The sequence below is a fragment of the Oceanicaulis alexandrii DSM 11625 genome, from assembly GCF_000420265.1.
Lineage (GTDB): Bacteria > Pseudomonadota > Alphaproteobacteria > Caulobacterales > Maricaulaceae > Oceanicaulis > Oceanicaulis alexandrii.
Map to the genome: position 1 here is coordinate 975,325 of NZ_ATUP01000001.1, position 23,150 is coordinate 998,474.

General features: G+C 61.1%; 26 protein-coding genes and 1 riboswitch. Of the genes, 5 read left to right on the plus strand and 21 right to left on the minus strand.

The annotated features are described in order from the left end of the window. Positions 1–78: 78 nt before the first annotated feature. The gene (locus G405_RS14990; protein WP_022700359.1) at positions 79–549 is read right to left on the minus strand and encodes a nuclear transport factor 2 family protein; all 471 of its coding nucleotides are present in this window, start codon (positions 547–549) and stop codon (positions 79–81) included. Positions 550–772: 223 nt separating this feature from the next. Here G405_RS14990 and G405_RS17240 point away from each other — a divergent pair, with 223 nt between their 5' ends. Next, positions 773–895, plus strand: coding sequence for a hypothetical protein (locus tag G405_RS17240; RefSeq protein WP_267878754.1), 123 nt, complete (start codon positions 773–775; stop codon positions 893–895). Positions 896–957: 62 nt separating this feature from the next. Here G405_RS17240 and G405_RS16360 read toward each other — a convergent pair whose 3' ends face one another. From G405_RS16360 to G405_RS0104775, 4 genes are all read right to left on the minus strand, one after another. Further along, positions 958–1,827 (minus strand): thioredoxin family protein, encoded by an 870-nt coding sequence (locus G405_RS16360; RefSeq protein WP_156861360.1) that lies wholly within the window; start codon positions 1,825–1,827, stop codon positions 958–960. A gap of 63 nt (positions 1,828–1,890) precedes the next feature. Continuing rightward, on the minus strand, positions 1,891–2,385 hold the full coding sequence (locus tag G405_RS0104765; RefSeq protein ID WP_022700362.1) for a hypothetical protein: 495 nt from the start codon (positions 2,383–2,385) through the stop codon (positions 1,891–1,893). Positions 2,386–2,484: 99 nt separating this feature from the next. After that, complete coding sequence (locus G405_RS0104770; protein WP_022700363.1) at positions 2,485–2,910, minus strand: hypothetical protein; 426 nt, start codon at positions 2,908–2,910, stop codon at positions 2,485–2,487. After that, positions 2,907–3,278: a hypothetical protein gene (locus G405_RS0104775; RefSeq protein WP_022700364.1), complete on the minus strand. Its 372-nt coding sequence runs from the start codon at positions 3,276–3,278 to the stop codon at positions 2,907–2,909. Before G405_RS0104775 ends, G405_RS0104770 begins: the two co-directional genes overlap by 4 nt. Positions 3,279–4,205: 927 nt before the next feature. On the opposite strand from G405_RS0104775, the gene G405_RS16915 reads away from it, so the two are divergent. Continuing rightward, a complete protein-coding gene (locus G405_RS16915; protein ID WP_156861362.1) occupies positions 4,206–5,456 on the plus strand; it encodes a hypothetical protein in 1,251 nt (416 codons plus the stop codon). A gap of 716 nt (positions 5,457–6,172) precedes the next feature. Here the strand turns inward: G405_RS16915 and thiC are convergent. The 8 genes from thiC to G405_RS0104815 form a co-directional block, all read right to left on the minus strand. Further along, positions 6,173–8,065 (minus strand): phosphomethylpyrimidine synthase ThiC, encoded by a 1,893-nt coding sequence (gene thiC, locus G405_RS0104780; protein WP_022700365.1) that lies wholly within the window; start codon positions 8,063–8,065, stop codon positions 6,173–6,175. 41 nt (positions 8,066–8,106) lie between these two features. After that, complete coding sequence (locus G405_RS0104785; RefSeq protein ID WP_028284543.1) at positions 8,107–8,487, minus strand: MmcQ/YjbR family DNA-binding protein; 381 nt, start codon at positions 8,485–8,487, stop codon at positions 8,107–8,109. After that, positions 8,483–8,587, minus strand: a riboswitch (TPP riboswitch). It overlaps the preceding gene by 5 nt. 179 nt (positions 8,588–8,766) lie before the next feature. After that, positions 8,767–9,057 carry a RebB family R body protein gene (locus tag G405_RS0104790; RefSeq protein WP_022700367.1) on the minus strand — a complete coding sequence of 97 codons (291 nt, stop codon included), beginning with the start codon at positions 9,055–9,057 and terminating at the stop codon, positions 8,767–8,769. 101 nt (positions 9,058–9,158) lie between these two features. Next, entirely contained in the window at positions 9,159–9,413 is a 255-nt protein-coding gene (locus G405_RS0104795) for a hypothetical protein (protein ID WP_022700368.1), read from the minus strand. A gap of 11 nt (positions 9,414–9,424) precedes the next feature. Continuing rightward, complete coding sequence (locus tag G405_RS0104800) at positions 9,425–9,826, minus strand: hypothetical protein (RefSeq protein WP_022700369.1); 402 nt, start codon at positions 9,824–9,826, stop codon at positions 9,425–9,427. A gap of 27 nt (positions 9,827–9,853) precedes the next feature. Continuing rightward, entirely contained in the window at positions 9,854–10,798 is a 945-nt protein-coding gene (locus G405_RS0104805) for a hypothetical protein (RefSeq protein WP_022700370.1), read from the minus strand. Then, complete coding sequence (locus G405_RS0104810) at positions 10,795–11,313, minus strand: hypothetical protein (RefSeq protein WP_022700371.1); 519 nt, start codon at positions 11,311–11,313, stop codon at positions 10,795–10,797. Before G405_RS0104810 ends, G405_RS0104805 begins: the two co-directional genes overlap by 4 nt. Positions 11,314–11,330: 17 nt before the next feature. Further along, positions 11,331–11,555 (minus strand): RebB family R body protein, encoded by a 225-nt coding sequence (locus tag G405_RS0104815; protein WP_022700372.1) that lies wholly within the window; start codon positions 11,553–11,555, stop codon positions 11,331–11,333. A gap of 277 nt (positions 11,556–11,832) precedes the next feature. Here G405_RS0104815 and G405_RS17075 point away from each other — a divergent pair, with 277 nt between their 5' ends. Beyond that, positions 11,833–12,228 carry a helix-turn-helix domain-containing protein gene (locus tag G405_RS17075; RefSeq protein WP_166643782.1) on the plus strand — a complete coding sequence of 132 codons (396 nt, stop codon included), beginning with the start codon at positions 11,833–11,835 and terminating at the stop codon, positions 12,226–12,228. A 92-nt stretch (positions 12,229–12,320) separates the two neighbouring features. Here G405_RS17075 and G405_RS0104825 read toward each other — a convergent pair whose 3' ends face one another. From G405_RS0104825 to G405_RS0104855, 7 genes are all read right to left on the minus strand, one after another. After that, on the minus strand, positions 12,321–13,595 hold the full coding sequence (locus G405_RS0104825) for a dipeptidase (protein ID WP_022700374.1): 1,275 nt from the start codon (positions 13,593–13,595) through the stop codon (positions 12,321–12,323). A gap of 94 nt (positions 13,596–13,689) precedes the next feature. Next, positions 13,690–15,210, minus strand: coding sequence for a serine hydrolase domain-containing protein (locus tag G405_RS0104830; protein ID WP_022700375.1), 1,521 nt, complete (start codon positions 15,208–15,210; stop codon positions 13,690–13,692). Between the two features lie 93 nt (positions 15,211–15,303). Beyond that, positions 15,304–16,059 carry an AraC family transcriptional regulator gene (locus G405_RS16365; RefSeq protein WP_022700376.1) on the minus strand — a complete coding sequence of 252 codons (756 nt, stop codon included), beginning with the start codon at positions 16,057–16,059 and terminating at the stop codon, positions 15,304–15,306. 144 nt (positions 16,060–16,203) lie between these two features. Continuing rightward, a complete protein-coding gene (locus G405_RS0104840; RefSeq protein ID WP_022700377.1) occupies positions 16,204–16,635 on the minus strand; it encodes a PA2169 family four-helix-bundle protein in 432 nt (143 codons plus the stop codon). Between the two features lie 49 nt (positions 16,636–16,684). After that, the gene (locus G405_RS0104845; protein ID WP_022700378.1) at positions 16,685–17,176 is read right to left on the minus strand and encodes a DUF892 family protein; all 492 of its coding nucleotides are present in this window, start codon (positions 17,174–17,176) and stop codon (positions 16,685–16,687) included. Between the two features lie 200 nt (positions 17,177–17,376). Further along, a complete protein-coding gene (locus G405_RS0104850) occupies positions 17,377–18,666 on the minus strand; it encodes an adenylosuccinate synthase (RefSeq protein WP_022700379.1) in 1,290 nt (429 codons plus the stop codon). 94 nt (positions 18,667–18,760) lie between these two features. Next, the gene (locus tag G405_RS0104855; RefSeq protein WP_022700380.1) at positions 18,761–19,927 is read right to left on the minus strand and encodes a phosphoserine transaminase; all 1,167 of its coding nucleotides are present in this window, start codon (positions 19,925–19,927) and stop codon (positions 18,761–18,763) included. 130 nt (positions 19,928–20,057) lie between these two features. Between G405_RS0104855 and G405_RS0104860 the strand changes: the two genes are divergently transcribed. Further along, positions 20,058–21,191 carry an aminotransferase class V-fold PLP-dependent enzyme gene (locus tag G405_RS0104860; protein ID WP_022700381.1) on the plus strand — a complete coding sequence of 378 codons (1,134 nt, stop codon included), beginning with the start codon at positions 20,058–20,060 and terminating at the stop codon, positions 21,189–21,191. Then, positions 21,188–22,087 carry a DMT family transporter gene (locus tag G405_RS0104865; protein WP_022700382.1) on the plus strand — a complete coding sequence of 300 codons (900 nt, stop codon included), beginning with the start codon at positions 21,188–21,190 and terminating at the stop codon, positions 22,085–22,087. Before G405_RS0104860 ends, G405_RS0104865 begins: the two co-directional genes overlap by 4 nt. On the opposite strand, the gene thiD is transcribed toward G405_RS0104865, so the two are convergent. Continuing rightward, positions 22,084–22,962, minus strand: a complete 879-nt coding sequence (gene thiD, locus G405_RS0104870; RefSeq protein WP_022700383.1) for a bifunctional hydroxymethylpyrimidine kinase/phosphomethylpyrimidine kinase — start codon at positions 22,960–22,962, stop codon at positions 22,084–22,086. The genes G405_RS0104865 and thiD overlap by 4 nt on opposite strands. Positions 22,963–23,150 lie beyond the last annotated feature (188 nt).

The following is a 23,150-nucleotide window of genomic DNA, read 5'->3' on the forward strand; positions in this document are numbered from 1 at the left end:
TTCCCCCATGCAAATTTGATGGGCGAAGACTAGGCGACAGGTCTTTAAGATCAGGTGAGCGTTGCGCGATCACGCGCTTTAGTCAGGGGCGCGCCCTGCGCCGTCAAACGGGCCATGGTCATAGCTGACGATGCGGGTGAGCTTCCATCCGTCCGCGTCCTGACGCCAGACATGCAGGAATCGCCCCTGTCCATGCGGCTCGTCCGCGCCGTAATTGATGAAGGCGTGCCAGCCGGTCTGGATCGCGCCATAGCCCGGCACCGGCCAGACCTCGATGGAGCCTGGCGTCAGCTGCCGCTGGAAATTGCCGCAGATCGACGTGTTCACGGAATCAATCAGCGCCGCACGATCCAGGATCAGCCCGTCCACATCGTGATAAAACTCGATACCTTCAGCGATATAGGCGCCGAACCCCTCGCCGTCACAGGAGTTGAACGCCTCAAACACCTGCGCATCCAGCGCAATGACCGTTTCCAGCAAAGGGGCTTCACCCCCCGCATCCGGCGCAGGCTGGGCGAACATCAGGGCGGCGGCGAGCAAGACGGACATGAGCAAGACTCCAAGGTGACGAACCCTCAGCTTCATCCATTCCGCCCTTGCGTGACAGCGAAACCTTGGGTCTGAAAGATGTCTTTTTAGACAGGCGCCTCCCCCAGAACCGCCTCAAGCCGCCGACGCAGACCGCGCTGGAATGATCATATCAATCGCTGTGCGCAAGGCGTATCATGGCGTGAGCGCATCCGCTGGATGCCCCCGTGCGAAGGAGCACACCATGGCCAAAGGCCAGAAACGATCCAACAAGGAAATCAAGAAGCCCAAAGCGGACAAGAAAGCCGCCAGCGCGGCGCTGTCCCCGACTTCGGTCGGCGGCGTCATGGACCGCACCCGCAAATAACGGGTCTGTCGCCGCGCCCTGACACGGCGCGGCCTCGCCTCGCTAGACTGCGGCTGACCTGTCTATTCGACCCGTTGAGGCGAGGCCGCGTCTTCAGCCATCGCCTCTGCGGTCTCCGCGTCCTGTGAGGCCAGCCGCGCCAGCAGATCAAAATCAATCTCTGAAATCCGCTCACTGACCGCTGCTGTCAGGTCTGTGGCGGGCGCGACTCCGAGCGCCTGAAGATCAGCGCTATCGGCGATCTCGACCTCTTGCGCCTCGGCCACCCGTCCCATCCCCAAGCGCGCAATGGACCGCGCCATGCCGCGTGCATAGATGCGGGCGCGCGCAGCCTCGGCCTCGCTCATCTCACCGCCAGCCAGGCGCGCATCAATCTCGGTCTGGGCCTGGATATAAGGCGGCCAGGTCTGGGCCGCGGCGTCCAGATCCGCGCCTGAAACGGGGGTCTCGCCTTCAGCGTCAGTGTCGGCATACCGGCTCAGATACATCGCCACATCCGACAGCGCGGCGCTGTCCGCCGTGCGCCAGTCATGGGCGGTCAGGCCGTTCTGCAGCACGCCTGCGCCATCGCTGATCACCAGCGTCGGCGTACCGAAACTCTCGATCACCCCGAAGCGCTGGAGCTGGTCCTGATTGCGCTGACGCTGGCCCACATCCACGCGCACCAGCACGTAATGATCCGCGATCAGGGCGGAGAGCCGCGCATCGTCCTCAAGTTTAGACGCCAGCCCCCGGCTGTCATGACACCAGTCAGCGCCGAACACGATCAGCGCCTGTTTGTCTTCGTCACGCGCCTGCGCCAGCGCCGCGTCGACCATTGCGGCGGCGTCTGCGTGTTCGGGATAAAACGCCGCATCGTGGGCGTCTTGCGCCAGTGCGGGTGAGCCAAACATGACAGCGAGGACCGCTGTGAGGACCAGTACGAGTTTCACGACACATCCTTATTCTGACCCGCAATCATGGAATGATCCTGTCGGGCATGAGCGGCGCTCACCTTATTCTATACGCCGCACACGATAATTATGCGCATTGACCCAGCAAACGTCCGTGCGGGTCTCGCCCACACTCATGTCTGGCCAGGCGTTACAATAGATGTCTTCGAAAAACACCGGTTGCACTGCGGACTCTACATCAAATTGCACCGCATAGGACGACAGCGTTAACAGTACGAACCCCGAGATATTGTTCGCAGTATCCTGAGCGCCGCTGCAAATCAGACTGCCCGTCAGAATGTCGTCTTGTGTCGTCTCAGCATCGAACTGAAGCGAGCATGAGAGTGTGGGATCAATCATAACGTCATAGAGATGCCCCAACGGGTATTCTGGCGCGGCGTCTTCAGACGCATCCAGGCTCGCCAAGGCCAGGCTGCCCGCAAGAAAAATCAGGTTTGAAATCATGGCTGTTTCCTCTGTCCGTTCAATATATCCAGCATGATGACCGATGACCCGGAAGCGAAGGCGATCCCGCCCGGAACCGCCAAAGCGGTCCATGGAGTTTTCATGATGCATCCCTCTTCGCTGACAGCTCAGCCTGGTGCGCCATAACAGCGGACAAGCCCCACAAAGACCTGATGAAGACCTATCCGGCGCCTACTCTCCTTGCGGTCCGGAGATCACCCGCATCGCGCCATAGCGCTCGGGGTGATGCAGCTCGGCCCAGCAGCCTGCATCCTCATTGAGCCAGGCTGGCCCGGAACTGTCGCGGATATAGTCGGGTCGACCGTCCCAATCCTGGCCCGCCTCCAGCACAGGCCAAACATCGCAAAGCGAATGGCCACGCGGGAACTCAAGAATAATCGTCTCCCCTGTCGATTCCCAGCTGCCGACAAAGAACATGCAGGTATGGGGATCGTCGCCCTCTGACAGGACGTCGCCGTCGGCGGTGAATGTGACCTGACACGTATCGCCCTGGTAGACGACCTCCACGACTTCGCCGTCGGGCGTGCGGACGCCCTCCTGAGCCAACGCAGCGGCGGGGGTCGCGATGAGCGCAAAGAGTGCAAGGAGCTGTTTCATCGGATCCGCATCACCAGAGCATGCTCGCGCAGATCGACGTCCATCCAGCAGACATCTTGCGTGGTTTCGCCCTCGGCGATCTCCGGCCAATGCGTGCAGTCATTGGACAAGAACTGCTCGACATCACCGGTAAAGTGCGGCGCGCCGCTGCTCATCTCGATCACGCCTTCACGCAGGAACGCCCCACCATCACAGCTGAACATGAAAGCCAGCTCGTAATCGATCTCGAGCATGCAGCGCTCGTCCTCGAAATTGATCGTATAAGACTGTCCGGCGGGCGAAGCGCCCGCCTCATCGGCGTACGCGACGCCCAGCGTCATCACGCCCAAGGCCAGCCCCGCCGCAGCGGTTTTCAGTACTGATGTCATGGCTGTCCCCTCTGCCCGTTTCGCAAAGCCTGCGCGATCCGGGATGAAGGGGGGATGAATAGAGGCCGATCGCTTTGATTTTATAGGTTAATGAGACCTTGAGGCGGCGACTGACGCGCCGCACGTTTACCCCGCACGGAGCAGTCCGGCAGGGTGGCGAGCGCGCGCGAGACTGTCGTCTTCGGCCGGCGAGGCCGGCAAGCAGCAAGGTACAGCGAGGTCCGACGAGTCCCGCGCGCGAGCATGTTATCCGGGGTGGGGCCGGGCGCAGTGACGCGCCCGATTACGCCGGTCCGATATGAAGGGCCGGGGCGGATGGCGCCCCGGTTGATCCCTTTTCAAGCCTTACCCCTGACGCTTGGTCTCTGAGATCCTGCCCTGGCGAGTCATGTCATCCAGAACACATCCGATCAGATCCCGTCCGTACAGACCGTCACAGGCCGCTTCATACCTGACCGGACCCCACACGCGCCGCCGTCAGCGCGCCTGTCCGCTCTTTTGCGACAGGGTGCGAACCCGCCGCTCGAGGCATGCCCCCTCCCCGAACCTGTCAAGACGCCTCCGGACACGCCCCACCCTCAGGGAAGTGCGCGCAGCTTAAAGCGTGGGGGATGGGGTGGGGATAAGGGGGACGGGGAAGGGCTCTTACCCTGTCTTCTCTTTCCCGGCGAAGGCCGGGATCCAGAGCCTTGAAACGCCTGCGCTTGTCCTCTCTGGGTCCCCGCCTTCGCAGGGAAAGAGAGGTGAGTGAGGAAAAGAAGACGGCAAAAAGGCCGAGCGACCCTGCCCGGCCTTTCGCAATCCCTCAAGCGCCAACCGCCCCTAATCAATCGGCTCGCGCTTTTTGCCTTTTCCCATTTCGCAGTGTTTGCGCAATGGGGGATGAAGGGGGCGTGAATGGGGGGAGCAGTGTGCTATAAGTTGCACATGCCTGAACGTGTTCTTCTTACTCCAGAATTCGTCAATTCAGTTGAGCCACCAGAAGCCGGTGAACGCTGGATATCTGATCTCAAGGTTCGCGGATTTGGTCTTAGAGTGTGGCGTCAGCCTCATGGCTCCTTTGGCTGCGCGTACGCCGTCCGGGCCAAAGGTTCCGACGGAAAGTACGTACGCAAAACAGGACCAAGCTGGCGATTTGCGTACGATTGGCGCGAGGAACACCAACTTTGGCGTCAAATGTATGGTGACCTTGAAGAGCCAACTTTTGGGGAACTTCTACCCTTTGCGAGAGAGTGGGCAAACGAGCAGATACTAGCCTTAAGAGGGCTGCCCACGTTAGCTGAACAAGAGGCAGAACAGGAGGAATTCAGAGCGTTCAAGCGCAACCAAATGAGCAATTTGAGCTTTGAGGAATTAGTTGAGCTAGAATTAAAGCGAATGCAATATAGGGATATAGATCAAAATTACATCGATCGCTCAGCAAAACTATTTTACAGATACTTTCCCGATGCAATCCGATCATGCAAAATAACAAGCATTGATATAGAAAAAATAAATTTAATACTAAACGATTACCATTTGACAGATTCCAACTTTAACGTCCTCCGCCCCCTAATTGGAAGGTCATACAAGCTCGCTCAATTTTATGGCCCCATAGAAACAATAAAGAATTGGGACATATCCAAAATTGATCGAAAATTTAATGATAAAGTTTCGATCACACAACTAAACGATTGGAATAACGATGACACCGAAAGCTTTATTAATTTTATATATGATCTTGATGCACCATGGCAATCTCGTATCGCCATCTGCTTGTTTCTATCTTTAAAAAGAATACCCCTATCCCAACTATTATCTGCATGTTGGGACCAACTCGAAATTATGGTCCCAACGGACGGCGATCAATCCCATGCCTCTCATGTGAACTTTCGATGGGCAGAAGGATGGCTCGGATTTGAACAAGTGTCTAAAGATGCAGGGACATGGCTTGAAAAGGCCCTTACTCACAAAACAGATAAGAGCACTTATAAGAATTACTTGTTTCCGTCGCCGAGAGAGGGATTGAAGTCGCATTTACAGACAATCGACGCGACATGGTCACAAGCTCTAAGGATAAAGGGAATACCTTACATTTCGGTCGTGAAATTTCGAAAGTCACTTAACGACACACAGACTAGCCACCTCTACCACCATCAATTTTGGAAACAGGCATGGCAACCAAGACTTACAGAATGAGGCCATGACGTCCAAACTCTCTACACACAAACCTGAATATCAAACTTAATACAATTAATACAGATACTTAAATAGAGCGCCGCTAGATTTCAACGCTTTCAATTTCTTGCCTGCGGGCACCTCAGGCATGATATCGCTATGCAATACATAGTGGCCAGTCTGTCCAATACCCGACACACGCCTCCCCCTAAGCTGTTGGTTTCGAACAAAAAGGAACTGGATCGGCTACAATCGATTTCTAGCAACTCATGGCAGCTCGTCACATAACCAACTGACACCATGAAATTTGGCAGGAATGCCCAAAGGTTGGGAGGTCCAAGGTCTAAGCGTCAGAAATATCTGAAGCACCTCTCCCTTTTCCCGCTTTTGCTTTCTTGCGGCTCAGAGCGAACCATGGAGAAAACTGAAGGGTAATTTGGCGTAGCTGTCCAAGGTGTCCCACATAGAAAGCCCAAGACATTGTTTTTCTATGGGGGTTCGAAGCCAAATCCACATCTAATTTCTTGCAATCGATGCTGTAAGCGCGGCAATGGAAGACCAGATCAAGAGGAACAACTTATGCTCATTTTGGACCCGATGCTCTTATTCGGCTTGTCGACTGTGATCGGATCAGTTGCTGCCCTGATATGGGCCATTCGACGCGACCCAACGAACACAGGAAAATAGAGTAAGGCGTCGAATCTTGCTCCATTTTCCTACGTCTTTGCCCTGCTCCCCTAATCAATCGGCTCGCGCGTCTCGCCCTTGTCGTTGAGGTAAATCTCCGACCCCTTCGCCTTGAACTCCTCGGCTTTCTCGGCCATCGCCTGGTCGACCTCTTCAGCGGCGAGGGTGGTATTGGGCGAACGGGCGGTGCCGAATTCGTCGCGGATCTCTTGCGTGATTTTCATCGAGCAGAATTTCGGCCCGCACATGGAGCAGAAATGGGCGACCTTGTGCGCTTCTTTCGGCAGGGTCTGATCGTGGAAATCGCGGGCGGTGTCGGGGTCGAGCGACAGGTTGAACTGGTCTTCCCAGCGGAACTCGAACCGGGCGCGGCTTAGCGCGTCATCGCGCAGCTTCGCCGCCGGATGGCCCTTGGCGAGATCGGCGGCGTGGGCGGCGATCTTGTAGGTGATGACGCCGGTCTTCACGTCATCGCGGTCGGGCAGGCCCAGATGCTCTTTCGGCGTGACATAGCAAAGCATGGCGCAGCCGAACCAGCCGATCATCGCCGCGCCGATGCCTGAGGTGATGTGGTCATAGCCCGGCGCAATGTCGGTGGTGAGCGGGCCGAGCGTGTAGAACGGCGCCTCGCCACAGGTTTCGAGCTGCTTGTCCATATTGGCCTTGATCTTGTGCATGGGCACATGGCCCGGCCCTTCAATCATCACCTGACAGCCCTTCTTCCACGCCACCTGGGTCAGCTCGCCCAGGGTTTCGAGCTCGGCGAACTGGGCGCGGTCATTGGCGTCGGCGATGGAGCCGGGGCGCAGGCCGTCCCCCAGTGAGAAGGAGACGTCATAGGCGCGCATGATGTCGCAAATCTCGTCAAAGCGCTCATACAGGAAGCTCTCCTTGTGGTGCGCGAGGCACCATTTCGCCATGATCGAGCCGCCGCGCGACACGATGCCCGTCACCCGGTCCGCGGTCAGCGGCACATAGGCGAGGCGCACCCCGGCATGGATGGTGAAATAGTCCACCCCCTGCTCGGCCTGCTCGATCAGCGTGTCGGCGAAGATGTCAAAGGTCAGGTCCTCGGCGACGCCGCCGACCTTCTCCAGCGCCTGATAGATCGGCACGGTGCCGATGGGCACGGGCGAGTTGCGCAAAATCCATTCGCGGGTGTTGTGGATGTTCTTGCCGGTCGACAGATCCATCACCGTGTCCCCACCCCAGCGGATGGCCCAGACCATCTTGTCCACCTCTTCCTCGACCGAGGAGGCGACGGCGGAATTGCCGATATTGGCGTTGATCTTCACCAGGAAGTTCCGCCCGATCACCATGGGTTCCAGCTCGCCATGGTTGATATTGGCGGGGATGATGGCGCGGCCGCGGGCGATCTCGTCGCGCACGAATTCGGGCGTCACGAATTCAGGCACCGCCGCGCCAAAGCTCTCCCCATCCGCATGGCGGATATGGGCGTCGTGCAGCGCCTGAGCGCGGCCGAGATTTTCGCGCTCGGCGGCGTAGATCATCTCGTCGGTGATGACGCCGGCCATGGCGAACTCATACTGGGTGATCGGGGCCGAGCCGACGCCGCGCAGCGGGCGGTGACGCACCGGAAATTCACGCGCCAGATACTTGCCCGTGGCGCCGCCATTATCGAGCGGGCTCGGCTCGCGGCCTTCATACTCCTCAACGCCGCCGCGCGCCTTGACCCAGTCGATGCGGGTGCGCGGCAGGCCCTTCTCCACGTCGATCGTCTGGTTCGGATCAGTATACGGCCCCGAACAATCATAGACGCGCACCGGCGGCTCCATCGCCGTGGGATGAAGCTCGATCTCGCGATGGGGCACTTTCAGATGCGGCGCCGCCTTGGGCGAGGTGTAAACGCGCGACGAGCCCGCCAGCGGGCCAGTGGTCACGGTCGGGGTCGGAAATTCGGCCTGGTTGGTGGGCTTGTTCATGAGAGGGGCTTTCACAAGAGAGGTGAGAGGGAGCGGGGCTGCTAGAGGTCCAGCAAGCCAAGTTCGGTGCGGCGCTTCTTGGTCAGCCCTTGCGCGGCAAGAGCGTGAGAGGCGCGCAGATGTTCGGTGAGGTCTTTATCGGAGACGGCGGCGTCAGAGGTGCGCTGGATCCAGGTCATCCCGCGACTGGCGAGATAGGGCGCGGGGCGACAGCCCTCGGCGTCGCGCAGCACTTCATAGACGATCTCGGAGCATTTGAAGGTGATGGCAAGCGGGCCGTTTGAGTCCGGCCACATGCCGATGGCGAAGACCTTACCCTTCTCCAGCCCACCCACTTTCCAGACATGGGCGCCGCCCCACTGGACCACATGGGCCGCATGGGGAAGGGACTGACAAAAATCATTATACTCTTCGAGCGTCATCGCGCTGCTCCATCCCGCCGCCGGCATGACCCGGATCCGGTCCTGAGGGTGACGTCTCAGCCCCGCACGACCACCGTGCGGGACACCCCTTGGAACTGTTCCCACACTGAAGACGCCTGACGCGCTTGGCAAGGGTTTGCGTTCATTCGCTCTGGGCAAATGCGCACTGACCGGATATAAGAAGCGCACAGAAAAAAGACCCGCCCGGGGGGATCCGGAGCGGGTCTAGGTCCAAGTCGCATGGAGCCGGCGAGAGCGATCTCGTCGGCTTCATCGCATTTAGGTCGACGAGAAGTTGGCCGAGATCATCCGCGCGACGGCGATGGCGTCGGAGATGGTGTCCACGGAATAGATCTGCATCACGCCCTGGGTGGAGGCGGCCTGGGCGTTGGTGAAGGCGTGCGACTGGGCGTTCACCGCGTTCTCGAACATCAGGCCGTGCGAGTGCGCCAGCGCCTGATAGACATTGCCCATCGCCATGGCCGGCGCTTCACCGACCACTTTGACGTTTGACTGGGTCACCGCGTCGGTGACCTGGGAATTCACTTGTTCGTTGGCTTGGGTAGACATTTCAAGTCCTCATTGTTGTGTCGTGGTGAAGTGCAGACCCGATCCCTGTGAGCGGGATCTGCGAGGCTTTCTGGAGCGCTGACGCCCTCAGAAACTTGGGATCAGTCCTGATTGACGCTGACCGACGGGCCGTTATTGGGATTCCAGATGGTCTCCGCGCTGCGGCCGAGCGTCAGGATGTAGGCGACGCAAGTCGCTGTGGTGGCGGCTGCGGTCTGGTTGTTGAGAAGCTGGCTCTGGACATTGCCTTCGAACAGCTTCGCCAGGGAGCTGGCGCTGGCGTTCGTCGCGATGCTTTCGCTGCTGACGACCCCGAGCTCGTCGATGGTCAGGGTGATCTGTTTTTCTTCGCTCATGATGGTCTCCTTTAGAATGGAATGCCCGCGAGTTTCTGGGCGATCCGGGCTTGGATCAGGCTGGTGCGGCGGGCGATGGAGGCGGATTGTTCCTGTTGGCGGGCGATCGCCGCTTGTTCGAGACGTTGACGCATCGCCGCTTCGTCTGACGCTTGCGCCTCGGCCTCGGTCATTTTCGCCCCCGGCCCGAACCCCGGAATGGGCGGAATATCGATGGGCGTTTGCGGGACCCGGGTTTCAGGAATGGGCGGGTCCGGGATTGACGGGTCGGGGATGGGCGGATCGGGAATGACCTCGCCATTGTCCGCCTTCATCGCCTGGATATCCGCCCAGATCTGGTTCAGGACCGCGCTCAAAGGCTCGATCTCCGCCATCACGATCGAACGGACTTGCTGTTTGAAGGCTTCATTCATGGCTGAACCTCGTGATCCTTCAGCGCGTTAGATCGTGAAAAAGACGTCGTTAGGACCACCACCGGGGACCGGATTGCGCGTGTAGCGACGCCCCACCACCATCGGCGCACCGCGACCGGGAACGTTCTGAAGATCATCATCTTCCGGAGTCACCAGACCGGTCAGTCCGGCTACGCCCCGAAGCGCGCCCCCGACCCCGGCTGCAATCGGGCCAAAGGCGAAGCTGAGCCCGGTGGCGATCAACCCGCCCGCTTGCAGAACCCCGATCGTGACTTTCTTGGCGGTGGAAGAAATGCCGAGCCCCAGGGCGGCCTGTTGCGACGTGGCGGTCATATCGGTCAGCTCGAACCCGAAAGACCCGCAGACCGACGCCACTTCAGCGGCGAGCTCCATATCCATGAAGCGCTTGAGATTGGCCGCTTCGTCAGAAGACAGCTCATCAAAAGCGATTGTCGTATTCTCGGTCCGGTATTTCAGATCCCCGGCGCCGTTCTTCTGGATGCTGATCAAGGTCTGGGCGAGGCACGATGTCGGCACCGTGATCTGCAACAGACCGTCATGATCGCCCTGGGCGATGTCGGCGATGTCGGTCATCGGCAGATAGCTGACCTGAGCCGATATCTCGTTGGGATTCAGCGCTTCCAGCGCCAGAACCACCAGCCCCGGTTCGCCGTCGGCCCATTCGACCAGAAAGCTGGCGCACCCAGATTTGCTGGGAATGAAGACCCGGCGGATTGTTGGCGTCAGCGCGCTGCCGTTCAGCATGACGCGCACCAGGGGATTGCCGGTGTCTGGCGACGACGCCCCCAGATGCAGGCGCGGCGCGCCGACGGCGTCATAGCTTTCAGTTTGCGCGTCCAGATAGACTTGCGGTTCAAGCGCTTCGATGGGCGGAATCCCGGGGGTGAAGACCGGCTTCAACCGCGCCGCATAGCTGTCTGATGGATCGTTTTTTGTGGCCTGGCGGTTCATGATCCAAAGTCTCCCTTGATGCTGCTGGCGGTGCTGGTGACGCCGCTCGAGAAGGTGATCAGCGAGGTTTGCCAGGTCGCCAGCTCTTGAAGCGCCTTCTTGCCGGTATCCTGTGTGGCGGGGTCGAGCAGAAGCGCCATCGCCTGACCGGAGGCGGCGAGCACCAGTTGTTCGGAGCCCTGCATGTAGCCGCGCAAATCCTCGAGCATCATCACCGCCGCCTGGTCCGCGACCGGGTTTTCAAGCGCCGCGAGGACTTCACCCGTCTGCGCGGTCAGCTGGGCCTGATTGAAGGCCACCGCTTTTTGAACATCGGTTGTGGGCGTCGGCAGGCTGGCGCTGGCCAGCGTGTCGCCCTCATCGGAGATGACGTCGTCGGCCAGGTCCTGTGCGTCGGTGACGGCGTCGTCCAGGGCCGCATCTTCAGCAGCTTGCGCCGCTGACGGGCTGGTGGGCTTGGGCTTGGCCTTGCCCAGCCGCGTGCGCGGGGTTCTGGGGGTGGGTTGTCTCGCCATCGCCGGATCCTCCTGCTCTATGAGCCGTTAATCTTGGCGATCGCCTGGGCGACGATCGAAGGATTGAGCTGGTTGAGGTTTTGCTGGTTGGAGACCGAATTGGTCAGCGCCAACCCGTTGGCGTTCGCCAGACTCTGGTAGAGCGCCCCGATCGCCACGGATGGCGCCTCGGCCAACACGCCGACAGCGGTTTGCGCCACCGCATCGGTGATCTTCCCGTTGACCTCGTCAGAACTCGCCATCTCTCACCTCCTGAATACCCGGTGAGTAAAAACAACCCTGACGAGAGTCGCTATGGCGACAATGTCCCTTGCGTTGCAGATTGACTTCGCGCTTAAATTGAAGCCGAACAAAGGAGGAACCGCGCTCAGGCGCTCAGACTTGACGTTGAGGAGAGTACAATTGACCTCGCACCCCCTTCCCCTGAAAGGCGCCGACATGCTGGCGAAATCCATCGAAGCTATTGATGCGCCATACAAATTAATCGCCCCGCGGCTAGGTGCGACCCAGGACCCCTCCTTGATAAAGTTCATAGAGGTCCACTTTGACGCGCTGACGCCGCATCTGAACTGGTTCACCGTAGAGTTGTTTTTTCAATGCGGCGTCGCACGCGGGCTGGCGTATCTGGATCGCCACGCCTCCAAGCGGATCAGCACCCAGAAAATCCTGGCCGATATTCCGGGCTCCTCCCGGTTCACCTCGGTGGTGATGAACAATGCGGGTCAGACCGGCTATGTGGAAATTCAATCCAAATCCGGCTTCATCGAGAATATTCGCCGGTTCATCGCCGTAGAGGCGCTCAACGCAGGCGCGTCCACCGCGGAAGTGGCGCACCTCTGCGGGGTCAGCGTCCGCACAGTCCAGCGGCTGCAACGCAGCGGCGTGCAAGCACAGGCGCAAGAGCGCACGTCCTAGTCGCGTTGAGGGGGCAGCCACCCTCACACAGAAAAAGCGCCGCCGTGAACCCTCACGCCGGCGCTTTCATTTTCGCTATACTATTGAGATATCTAGCGCGCAGCCGCCTCAACCGCCCGCATCACCCGCAGCAGGTTGCCGCCCCAGATCTTGGCGATGTCGCTTTCAGAATAGCCGCGTCGGATCAGCTCGGCGGTCACCGCCGGCGTGGTGCTGGCGTCATCCCAGCCGCCGACGCCGCCGCCGCCGTCAAAGTCTGACGCAATGCCCACATGATCGATCCCGGCCACCTGGACAGCGTGGTCGATATGGTCGGCCAGGGTTGAGATGGTGATGTCATTCATCGACGCCCGAAGCTCCCGCAGGCGCGCCTGATAGGCGTCCCGCTGGCGCTCGGTCGCCGCCGCGAAATCCTGACGGCTGGCGAATCCGAACTCTTGCGCCAGAGCACGCTCGGCTTCGGCAAGCTCCGGATCGACCTCACCGATATAGCGGCGGAACGCCACCATCTGGGCCACGCCGCCATTATCACGAATGGCGCGCAGCTGTTCATCATCCAGATTGCGCGGATGATCATAAACCGCGCGGGCGCCGGAATGGCTGGCCATGACCGGCGCGCGGCTCAGGGCGATCGCTTCCAGCATGGTGCGTTTGCCCACGTGAGACACGTCCACCATCACGCCATGATCATTGAGTTCAGACACCAGGCCGCGGCCCAGCTCGGTCAGCCCCGGATCTTCAGAGGGGTCGCCCTGCGCCAGATTGGGGTTGGAGCTGCCGCCAAACTGGTTATTGCCGAAATGGGTGATGGAGACATAGCGAACGCCGCGCTCCGCCCACATGCCCACATTGGACAGGTCCTCACCCAGCGGCCAGGAATTCTCCATGCCGATCAGCGCGACCAGCCGGCCCGACTCATGGATGGCCTCCACCTCATCGGCGGTGGTGGCGAGAGCGATCTGATCGCGATAGCCGCGGATCATCCGCATGATGGCCTGATACTTGTCTTCGGCCTGATCGGCGGCTTCTTCATAGCCGATCGGGCTGATCAGCCCCTGGCCCACATAGACGATGAAAAACGCGGCATCGAGACCGCCATCGCGCATTTTCGGCAGATCGACCTGAGCGCGGGTGAAGCCGCCCGGATCAAGCGCTGCGGTGGCGTAGCCCTGACCAATGTCCACATGGGTGTCCATGGTCAGCACCCGGTCATGGAGCGAACGATCCGTCTCGCCCAGCGCATCCGCGCCGCGTAGCGACTGCGCCCCCGTCTCAACAGAAGGGGCGTAGCCAGCCTCTTCGGAATACTCCACGCTCACACAACCGGTCAGCGCCAGCGCCGCAACGCCTGCCATCCAAGCCTTCATCGCCCTCTCCCCTTTTTTCCAAGACAGGGAAGGCTAGTCCCCAGCGGGGCGGAGGAGCAAGGCCGGAACGCGGCGGCGAATAAAGCATTCAGGATCAGCGCCGTTCGAAACGCGCGTCCTCATAGGTCAGCGCGACGATCTCCCCCGCTTCATCGCGTTCGAACTGCAAGGGCAGCATTTCGTCCAGAGGATGTTGTTGCAGCCCGAAAACATCGGTTTGGGCTGGCGCGCCCGTGAACCGATAATCCCCCCAAGCGGCCTGAAGCTGTCCCTCCACGACAGAGACCGTCACCGGTGCGTACATCACGTCATTGACGTACTCACCTTCATAGACGGCGAGGTCAGACGCAGACGGCGTCCAGCTCCAATCTCCAAATGCCGGATGATTACGGTCTTCATCCACACTCTGCCGGCGCATGCCGAGCAAACGCTCGACACGCTGGGGGTATTGCTCCTGACGGATCTGCATCCAGCGATCCACGTCCTCATGGTCGATCACGAACTGCAGGAACTGGATCATGGTGCGGCTGGTCAGCCAGCCCGTCATATTGTCGGAGTTGGAGAACACGCCGATCCCCACGCCCAGATCCGGCGAAAACGCCATCATGGTGCGCGCGCCGGTATAGCCGCCGCCATGCGCGTAGAGAACATGCCCTTCAAAATCGCAGACATTCCAGCCCAGTGCATAGCCATAGCAGGGCAGCTCATAGGCGTTGCGCGCCTCACGGCTGACCTCGGCGGCGATGGTGTGGGCTTCGGTCACGACCGCCTCGGTCAGGCCGGAACCGGCCGGTCCCTCGCCGCGCAGATTCATCTGCAACCAGGTGATCATGTCATCGGGCGAGGTAGTGATCCCGCCGGCAGACTGCATCTGTGCGTCGGTCTTGGGCCGCACCTCAAACCAGCCCGTCTCGGCCCCGGTCCAGATATGGTTCCAGCTTTGCGCATCAAGCTCGAAATCCGAGGTGCGCGCGCTGGTGTGCTCAAGGCCCAACGGGTCAAAGACCCGCTCCTCCAGCCAGTCCTGCCAGGTGCGCCCCGTCACCGTTTCCAGGATCGCGCCATAAAGGTTGTAGCCCAGATTATCGTAATCAAAGCCGGGCTCGCGCGCGGTCATCACGGCTTCGATCAGTCTGGGATAGTCCGCCGGATCAATGCGCGTGACATAAGCCTCCAAGATCACGATCAGATCGGCGCTGACCGGGACCTGGTGGCTGATCAGATCGCGCAAGGTCCAATCCGCAGGGTTCACCCCGTCTGGAAAGCGCACATCCGGCCAGTGATCAGCCAGCGTTGACTCAAGGCTGAGAACACCTTCTGCATCCAGCTCAGCCGCCAACAGCCCCATATAGGCCTTGGTCTGGGACGCGATGTAGATCGGCGTATCCGCGGTCAGCGGCGCGCCGGTGCTCGCCCTGCGCTCACCCCAGACCTCGCGCAGCAACACGTCATCGGCCGTTACGGCCACCACGGCGTAACCGGGGCCAAGTTCCTCAAACCCCGACAGAAAGCCCTGCATCCGCGCCGCGGCGGCTTCCGGGGTTTGCGCTTGCGCGACCAGGGTCGGCGACAGAAGGGCCAACGCCGCGCCAGCGACAAGGTTTGAAAAACGCATCTAAATCTCCATTTCAGGCCGCACACTTTACCGGCAAGCTAGCCCCGCGCAGACACTCGGTCTTGTACGCATGTAACCCTGTGCAGCATGAGATCAGGCGAACGCCGCCTTGAGCGCAGTCGCGGTCAGTCCAGTCTCGGACCGCAAGGTGCGCGCCAGATGGGGCTGGTCTGAAAAGCCGCCGATCTGGGCGGCCTCTGCGGCGCTCACACCCTCTTCCAGCAGACTGCGGATCGCATGGCTCAGCCGCATGCGGCGACGGTCCAGACTGATCGGCGCGCCATAAAACCGGGCATAGCTACGCGACAGATGCACCCGGTGCACCCCGGCTTCATCCGCCAGCGCTTGAACGTTCATCTCGGCAGGGTCGTCCCGCACCGCCTCGCGCACGCGCGACAACCATGCCGGCGGTTTCAAAATTGGCGGCTCAGCCGGACCTGCGAGCACCGCCAGAAGGTCCATCAGCACCTGATCATCGTTCGCGACGCCTTCCACCATCAGCCGCACAAGATGGGCTGCATCCGCCGCGCAAGCGGCCGGGCTCCAGCTCCACAGCGTCTCCGGGCTTGAACACGGCTCTGAGTTCACCGCCACCAAGAGCGCGCCGTTCGAACCATAGCGGTTCTCATGTTTATGACCGGCCGCCTTGAACCCCACATGAGACGCCGAGGGTTGCGCAATTTGAGACGGCGTCTCTTCACACAGCCCTCCGGACAGGATCATGGAATGCTGGTCGCACTCATGCGTATGCGCGGCCATGTAATGCCCCGACGGGTAATAGCTCAGGATCACCTCAGCGCCTTCGAACCGGGCCAGGGGCCGGCGTTTGGGTTGGAGAGGCTGGAGCATCGGCTGTCCTGGTCCTGAAATGGAGCGTGCGCGCGATCATGCGGCGCCACCCCATAAAACAACAAAAGCCGGCGGACGCCCCGCCGGCTTCTGAATAGATGCCGCCAATCAACAGACTGGATGCATCAGCATGTGAGAGCCCTGTCAGGCTTTCTCGTCAGCATAGGCTTCACCGCTTTTCGCCGAGCTCAAGGCCTGTTTCAGCAGACCCCGGCCGATGTCGTCGACATCGTCTTTTTCAAGCTCGGTCTCGCAGGCCTGAACCAGAAAGGCCTCGCCATCATCAATGGCCTTGAGCGCGGTTTTCTCTTCGCTGCCGAAATTGGCGCTCATCCCGGTGAGCATTCGGTGCAGGCTGCCCAGCGGACCGCCTTCATCCTTGGGCTCTTCGCCCTGCAGGCGCACATGGGCCTGATATTCAAGGATCATGGCCTGACGCTCGGCCAGTTTCTTGGCGAACTTGGCTTTGTGGACATAGTCGTCCTCAACCAGGTTCAACGCCATTTCATAGCCGCGTCGGCTGTCGATGAGAATCGGCAGAATGTTGTTCAAGGCAGCAGCTGTTTGGTGTCCCATGGGAATCTCCGCTTGGTTTGAATGATGATCAGGTCGGACGCCTGATCGGTCAGCCAAGCGCAGCCGCGTTCACCTGGGTTTCGGCAATGCGCGTCATCTCGCGATCACCGCCATAGGTCTGATCCAGACATTCCTGAATGCGGACGACGTCTGATTTCAGACCCTGTCGTTGAGCGAAAGCCCGTACGACGCCATAGCCCGCAAGCGCATAATGGGTCATGCGCTGGTATTGGGAGATGATGGACGCGTCGCGGACATCATCATCGCTGAAATCTTCTTCCAGCGCATGAGCGCGGGCTTCCGCCACCAGGCCTTCCATACCTTTGCAATGCTTGCCATTGGGATTGGCGTCATGGGTTTCGATCAAGGCCTGGATCGTCGCCATGCCCTCTTTGACGCCCTCGGCGCCGCGTTTGAGCGCGGCCTTGAGATCAGGATTGGTCGCCGCTTCGGAAAGCTCTTTCGTCACTGACAGCGATTGCTTGTCAGCGCTGTAAAGGTCCTGCAGCTGGTCGATGTAGAGGTCTTTCAAAGTGTCCATGGTTTGGTCTCCTTTATGGGAGTTCTGAACACGGCCCGCGTCATCCGGGGGGGGCGCCACAGGGCTCGTGATCGGGCGTTCGTTCTGACTCAACGCCTGGTCAGGGCTCGCGTTCCAAATTGGACTCAGCGCACAGACAAAAAGGGCGACCCGTCCGGGCCGCCCTTTCTAAACATCATCACACGGCTGGATCAGCCCGATCAGGACTTGAACGGATCCTGCATCAGGATGGTGTCGTCGCGCTCTGGGCTGGTGGACAAGAGCGCCACCGGCGTCTCGATCAGCTCTTCAATACGGCGGACATATTTCACAGCCTGAGCGGGCAGATCCGCCCAGGAGCGCGCACCGGCCGTAGAGCCGTCCCAGCCTTCGAAGGTCTCATAGACCGGCTCGACCCCCGCCTGGGCGCCCGTGCCGGCGGGCAGACGATCATACATCTCGCCGTTGAACTTGTAGCCCACGCAAACTTTCAGCTCGTCAAAGCCGTCCAGCACATCAAGCTTGGTCAGCGCCACGCCGTTGATGCCGTTGATCTTGCAGCTCTGGCGCACCAGCACGGCGTCAAACCAGCCGCAGCGGCGCTGGCGGGAGGTGACGGTACCGAACTCACGTCCGCGTTCGCCGATCTTCTGACCGATCTCGTCGGTCAGCTCGGTGGGAAACGGTCCTTCGCCGACGCGCGTAGTGTAGGCTTTCACAATGCCCAGCACATAGCCGACCTTGCCCGGCCCCACGCCTGATCCGGCGGACGCCTGACCCGCGACGGTGTTGGAGCTGGTCACATAGGGATAGGTGCCGTGATCCACGTCCAGGAATGCGCCCTGGGCGCCTTCAAACAGGATTTTCTTGTCGTCTGCGATAGCCCGGTCGAGCGTGCGCCAGACAGGGTCCGCATAGGGCAGGATTTTCGGCGCGATATCCAGAAGCTCGGCGACCAGCGCGTCTTCATCCGCCTCTTCCACGCCCATACCGCGGCGCAGGGCGTTATGGTGATGCAAGAGTTCGGACACACGGCGGCGCAACTGGGTTTCATCGGCTAGATCAATGACCCGGACGGAGCGGCGTCCCACCTTGTCCTCATAGGCCGGGCCGATGCCGCGGCGGGTGGTGCCGATCTTCATGCCGTCATCGCGGTTCTCGCGCAGGGCGTCGAGTTCGCGATGGACCGGCAGGATCAAAGTGGCGGTTTCCGCCACGCGCACGAGTTTGGGGCTGATGTCCACGCCCTGCTCGCGCACTTTCTCGATCTCGGAGATGAACGCCCAGGGGTCGACGACCACGCCATTGCCGATAAGGGACAGCTTTTTCTGCACCACGCCCGACGGCATCAGCGACAGCTTGTAGGTCACCCCGTCCACAACCAGCGTGTGACCGGCGTTATGACCACCCTGAAAGCGCACGACCACGTCGGCGCGATGAGACAGCCAGTCGACAATCTTGCCTTTGCCCTCATCGCCCCACTGGGCGCCGACAACCACAACATTGGACATCGCGCATACTCCGTATCGCGGAAAAACCGGGGGTGGCTTACGCGCTTCTCAGCCCAGGGGCAAGAAGCGCGCTGGCAAAGTCTTTTGAGGACGCCTAATCGGCGGGGTTCGCAAGCGCTTCGTGGTACGCCCAGTCCAGCCAAGGGCCGAGCGCCACGAGATCGTCTGCGTCCACCGTCGGGCCGCACCAGATGCGCAAGCCAGCGGGCGCCTTCGGGTGGGGAATGACGTCAAACGCCGCTTCTTCGCGGTCCAGCAGCACGCCCATGCGGCGCGACACCGCCCAGCGTTCCGCCTCGGACTTGCCCTCCAGCTCCTTGCCGGAGAATTTCAGCGTCACCGAGGTTTGCGAGCGGGTGGCGGGATCCTGAGCCAGAAACTCGATCCAGTCGGTCTTTTCCACCCAGGACGCCAAAGCATCGAAATTGGCCTGGGTCCGAGCGATCAGCGCTGACACGCCACCCTCTTTCGCCGCCCATTTCAGCGCATCGAGATAATCCTCGGTGCACAGAAGCGAGGGCGTATTGATGGTGGAGCCTTCGTAGATGGCCGCCGTTTCCTCGCCCGCTTCAAACAATTGCAGAAGGCGCGGCACCGGCCAGCTGGGGCGGAACTCGCGCAGGCGCTGACGCGCACGGGGGCTGAAGATGGCGATGCCGTGCTGGGCTTCGCCGCCCATGCATTTTTGCCAGCTGAACGTGGTCACATCCAGCTTGTCCCAGGGCATGTCCATGGCGAAGGCGGCTGACGTGGCGTCGCAGATGGTCAGGCCCTCGCGGTCGTCCGCAATCCAGTCGCCATCGGTGACGCGCACACCCGCCGCCGTGGCGTTCCAGGTGAAGACCACGTCATTGTTGAAATCGACCTTGGAATAATCGGGCGCCTGGCCATAAGGCGCGTGATGGATGGTCAGGCCCTCAGGCTTGAGCTCGTCGCGCGCATCGATCAACCAGCGGCCGCCAAACTCGTCGCACGCCAGCACGTCCACGCCGCGCGCGCCCAGCATGGACCACATGGCGCCTTCCATCGCGCCGGTGTCAGAGGCCGGAGTGATGATCACCTTGTAATCGTCGGGGATTTCCAGGATCGCGCCGGTGCGCTCAATGGCTTCGGCCAGGCGCGCTTTCGGCGTGCCGCCGCGATGGGTTCGGCCCAGCGGCGCGGCGGCCAGCGCAGACAATTCCCAACCCGGACGCTTCTTGGTAGGCCCGCAAGAGAAGCGGGCGTCATTGGGGCGGCTGGTGGGTTTGAGAACCGTCATGACACGATGACCTCAGCTTTGTTATCGACAGGGCTCCACCGGTAGGCCGTGCTGCACATGCGGTCAATTGCGCAAGGCGAGGAAAAATCCTGACTTGACCATGTTCCGTACACGCCGTAGCGCAAATGCCATGACCGATTATCGCGCCCTGTTCGATCTGCCCGCTGAAACCGCTTACTTCAACGCCGCTCAGGTCGGGCCCTTGCCGATCCGCGCGGCGGAAGCCGGGCAGGCTGCCTTCCGTGACAAGCTGCGCCCCTGGGCGCACACCACGAACCAGCTGTTCTTCGATCTGCCGGAAAGCGTGAGGAGCGAAGCCGCCCGGCTGTTCAACGCGACCGCCGACGACATCGCCCTGGTCCCCGCCGCCTCCTATGGCCTGGCGACCGCGGCGCGCAATCTTGACCTCAAACCAGGCGATGAGATCGTCATTCTGGACGGGCAATTTCCCTCCAATGTCTACACCTGGCGCGCGCTGGCGCAGCAGACCGGCGCAGTCATTAAAACCGCCAAACGCACCGAGACCGGGACCTGGACGCAGGCGCTGCTCGCCACGATCTCGTCGCGCACGCGTCTTGTGGCCTGCGGGGCGTTGCACTGGATTGATGGCGGCCGGATTGATCTTGAAGCGGTGTCAAACGCCGCCAAGGCGCAGGGCGCGGCGCTTGTGCTGGACCTGACCCAGTCGCTGGGCGTGATGGAGTTTGACGTTAAAGTCGTCGATCCTGATTTCGCCGTCGCCGCCGCCTATAAATGGCTGCTGAGCCCTTATGCGACCGGGTATTTGTATGTGGCGCCGCGCCACCAATCGGGCGCGCCGCTGGAGCAAAACTGGATCAATCGCAGCGACGCGCAGGACTTCACCCGGCTGACCGATTATCGCGACAGCTATGATGCGGGCGCGCGGCGGTTTGACATGGGCGAACGCTCCAACCACCAATTGCTGCCCGCCGCGCTTGAAAGCCTCAAGCTGATCAACGGGCTTGGGGTCGCTGACATCGCACGCCAGTGCGCGGCGACCAGCACACGGATCAAGGAGGGTGTCGCGCCGCTGGGCCTGCTGGCCGACATTCCGGATCAGGCCGCGCACTATCTGTCGCTGAGCCTTCCTGAAACCGCCCCCGCGGACATCGCCGCGCGACTGCGAGAGCAGGATATTCACGCTTCCCAACGCGGCCCGCGGCTGCGGATCAGCGCCCATATCTATAACACCGACGAAGACGTGGGCCGCCTCGTCTCCGCCTTGAAAGCCATACTGGGATGACGTCGGACAGTCCGGGAGCGAAAGGCTGGAGCGCGCTCGGCCTTCTGGCGCTCGTCTGGGGCAGCGCGTTCGCGTTCATTGCGGTCGCCGTCGACACCCTGCCGCCTTCGATCATCGTGCTGGGACGACTGAGCCTCGCCGCCGTCATCCTGACGGGCTGGGCGTTTTATCGCCGTCGCCGCTTTCCGCCGCTGCGCGACGTGCGCTGGCTCTGGTTCCTGGCGCTCGGGTTCCTCGGCAACGCCCTGCCCTTCACCCTGATCGCCATTGGTCAGAAGACGGTGCCGTCCGGGATTGCGGGCATTCTGATGGGCATGATGCCGCTGACCGTGATCGCGGCGGCGCATTTCATCCTGCCCAATGAACGCCTGAGTCTTCGGAAAGCCTCGGGATTCCTGATCGGGTTTTCCGGCATCGTGATCCTGATGGAGCCTGCGGCGCTGAAGGGCATGCTGGAGGCGGACTTCCTCGCCCAGCTTCTGATCTTCATCGCGACCTTGAGCTATGCCGCCAATGCGGTGACCTATCAGGCCTCACCCGAAACCCCGCCCAGCGTCATCGCAGCAGGCTCGATGATCTGCGCGGCTTTGTTGAGCCTGCCGGTGGCGCTTTACGACATCTTCGCCGGCGCCCCCATCACGCCGAGCCTGCCGTCCATGATGGCGGTGCTGGCGCTCGGGCTGTTGCCGACCGCGCTCGCGACCATCGTCTATATGGGCGTGGCGCGAAAGGTGGGCGCGTCGTTTGTCGCGCTGATCAATTACATGGTCCCGGTGGTCGCCGCGGCGATCGGGCTCCTGCGCGGCGAACCCATGACCCTGACCACGATGATCGCGCTCGGCGTCATCCTCTTGGGCGTCTATGTCGCCCGGCGCAAACCCAAAGCCGCGCCCTAGTCGAGATCCCCGCGGACCGGCGCGTGAGCGAATTCGGACGCATTGACCGTCCAGCCATGCTGGACCGGGCCATGACCCTCGCCAAACTTGGGCGCGCGACGGATCGCTTCATACAGATAATCGCCCGCCATCTCGACAGCGCGATCAAGGCCCTGCCCTTGGGCCATCAGCGCGGCGATCGCGCTCGCCAGCGTGCAGCCCGTGCCATGAGTATGGCGGGTGTGAATACGCGGGCGCGTGAACAGGCGCACGCCATTGCGCGTCGCCAGAAGATCGATGATCTGAGAGCCTTCCAGATGACCGCCTTTGACCAGCACCGCCTTGGCGCCCATCTCCAGCAATTCGTCGGCGGCGGCGCGCTGATCATCCATGTCTTCGATGGTTCCGCCCGCCAGAACGGCGGCTTCAGGCGCATTGGGCGTGATCAGGCTGGCGCGCGGCAGCAAAATCGTGCGGATGGCCTCCGCGGTGTCTTCACTGACCAGGGAATCGCCCGAGCTCGCCACCATGACCGGATCGACGATCAGCGGCAGACCGACCGTGCCCTCGTCATCCAGCGCCTTGACCACGGCTTCAATCGTGCTGACAGATCCCAGCATGCCGGTCTTGATCGCGTCCGTGCCGATATCAGACAGCACCGCACTGATCTGAGCGGCGATCACATCATCAGGAATGGGATGCACGCCCGATACGCCCTTGGTGTTCTGAACCGTCACCGCAGTGATCGCCGTCGAGGCGTAGCCGCCCAGCGCCGTCACCGTCTTGATGTCGGCCTGAACACCGGCGCCGCCCGAGCTGTCAGACCCGGCGACGATCAGGACCCGGCCCTTCGGGTTCTCAAACTCGCCCTCTGCGATGTCGGTCTCGTCGGTCATGGCTGTGCTCCCTCAATGTCAGGTGTGAGCTAGTCTGTGCAGCCAGCCCGCGCAAGTCGGGAGGCTGTGTCCAGACAGACACACTGACGCTTATTCGCAACGGACGCCCAACTTCACTCTGGTCTCCGGTCCAGGGCTGATTTAAGACCCGCTTACCTGACAGGCTTTTCTGTCCAGAAGGAGTATTC

Bases quoted from the DNA above. Each gene is read 5' to 3' on its own strand.
- thiC (WP_022700365.1), bottom strand. From the start codon at position 8,065: ATGAACAAGCCCACCAACCAGGCCGAATTTCCGACCCCGACCGTGACC.
- G405_RS0104845 (WP_022700378.1), bottom strand. From the start codon at position 17,176: ATGGACACTTTGAAAGACCTCTACATCGACCAGCTGCAGGACCTTTAC.
- G405_RS0104830 (WP_022700375.1), bottom strand. From the start codon at position 15,210: ATGCGTTTTTCAAACCTTGTCGCTGGCGCGGCGTTGGCCCTTCTGTCG.
- G405_RS0104770 (WP_022700363.1), bottom strand. From the start codon at position 2,910: ATGAAACAGCTCCTTGCACTCTTTGCGCTCATCGCGACCCCCGCCGCT.
- G405_RS0104805 (WP_022700370.1), bottom strand. From the start codon at position 10,798: ATGAACCGCCAGGCCACAAAAAACGATCCATCAGACAGCTATGCGGCG.
- G405_RS0104810 (WP_022700371.1), bottom strand. From the start codon at position 11,313: ATGGCGAGACAACCCACCCCCAGAACCCCGCGCACGCGGCTGGGCAAG.
- G405_RS0104815 (WP_022700372.1), bottom strand. From the start codon at position 11,555: ATGGCGAGTTCTGACGAGGTCAACGGGAAGATCACCGATGCGGTGGCG.
- G405_RS0104860 (WP_022700381.1), top strand. From the start codon at position 20,058: ATGACCGATTATCGCGCCCTGTTCGATCTGCCCGCTGAAACCGCTTAC.
- G405_RS0104865 (WP_022700382.1), top strand. From the start codon at position 21,188: ATGACGTCGGACAGTCCGGGAGCGAAAGGCTGGAGCGCGCTCGGCCTT.
- G405_RS0104825 (WP_022700374.1), bottom strand. From the start codon at position 13,595: ATGAAGGCTTGGATGGCAGGCGTTGCGGCGCTGGCGCTGACCGGTTGT.
- G405_RS0104855 (WP_022700380.1), bottom strand. From the start codon at position 19,927: ATGACGGTTCTCAAACCCACCAGCCGCCCCAATGACGCCCGCTTCTCT.
- G405_RS17240 (WP_267878754.1), top strand. From the start codon at position 773: ATGGCCAAAGGCCAGAAACGATCCAACAAGGAAATCAAGAAGCCCAAA.
- G405_RS16915 (WP_156861362.1), top strand. From the start codon at position 4,206: ATGCCTGAACGTGTTCTTCTTACTCCAGAATTCGTCAATTCAGTTGAG.
- G405_RS16365 (WP_022700376.1), bottom strand. From the start codon at position 16,059: ATGCTCCAGCCTCTCCAACCCAAACGCCGGCCCCTGGCCCGGTTCGAA.
- G405_RS0104800 (WP_022700369.1), bottom strand. From the start codon at position 9,826: ATGAATGAAGCCTTCAAACAGCAAGTCCGTTCGATCGTGATGGCGGAG.
- G405_RS0104765 (WP_022700362.1), bottom strand. From the start codon at position 2,385: ATGGACCGCTTTGGCGGTTCCGGGCGGGATCGCCTTCGCTTCCGGGTC.
- G405_RS0104775 (WP_022700364.1), bottom strand. From the start codon at position 3,278: ATGACATCAGTACTGAAAACCGCTGCGGCGGGGCTGGCCTTGGGCGTG.
- thiD (WP_022700383.1), bottom strand. From the start codon at position 22,962: ATGACCGACGAGACCGACATCGCAGAGGGCGAGTTTGAGAACCCGAAG.
- G405_RS14990 (WP_022700359.1), bottom strand. From the start codon at position 549: ATGTCCGTCTTGCTCGCCGCCGCCCTGATGTTCGCCCAGCCTGCGCCG.
- G405_RS0104795 (WP_022700368.1), bottom strand. From the start codon at position 9,413: ATGAGCGAAGAAAAACAGATCACCCTGACCATCGACGAGCTCGGGGTC.
- G405_RS0104785 (WP_028284543.1), bottom strand. From the start codon at position 8,487: ATGACGCTCGAAGAGTATAATGATTTTTGTCAGTCCCTTCCCCATGCG.
- G405_RS0104790 (WP_022700367.1), bottom strand. From the start codon at position 9,057: ATGTCTACCCAAGCCAACGAACAAGTGAATTCCCAGGTCACCGACGCG.
- G405_RS0104840 (WP_022700377.1), bottom strand. From the start codon at position 16,635: ATGGGACACCAAACAGCTGCTGCCTTGAACAACATTCTGCCGATTCTC.
- G405_RS0104850 (WP_022700379.1), bottom strand. From the start codon at position 18,666: ATGTCCAATGTTGTGGTTGTCGGCGCCCAGTGGGGCGATGAGGGCAAA.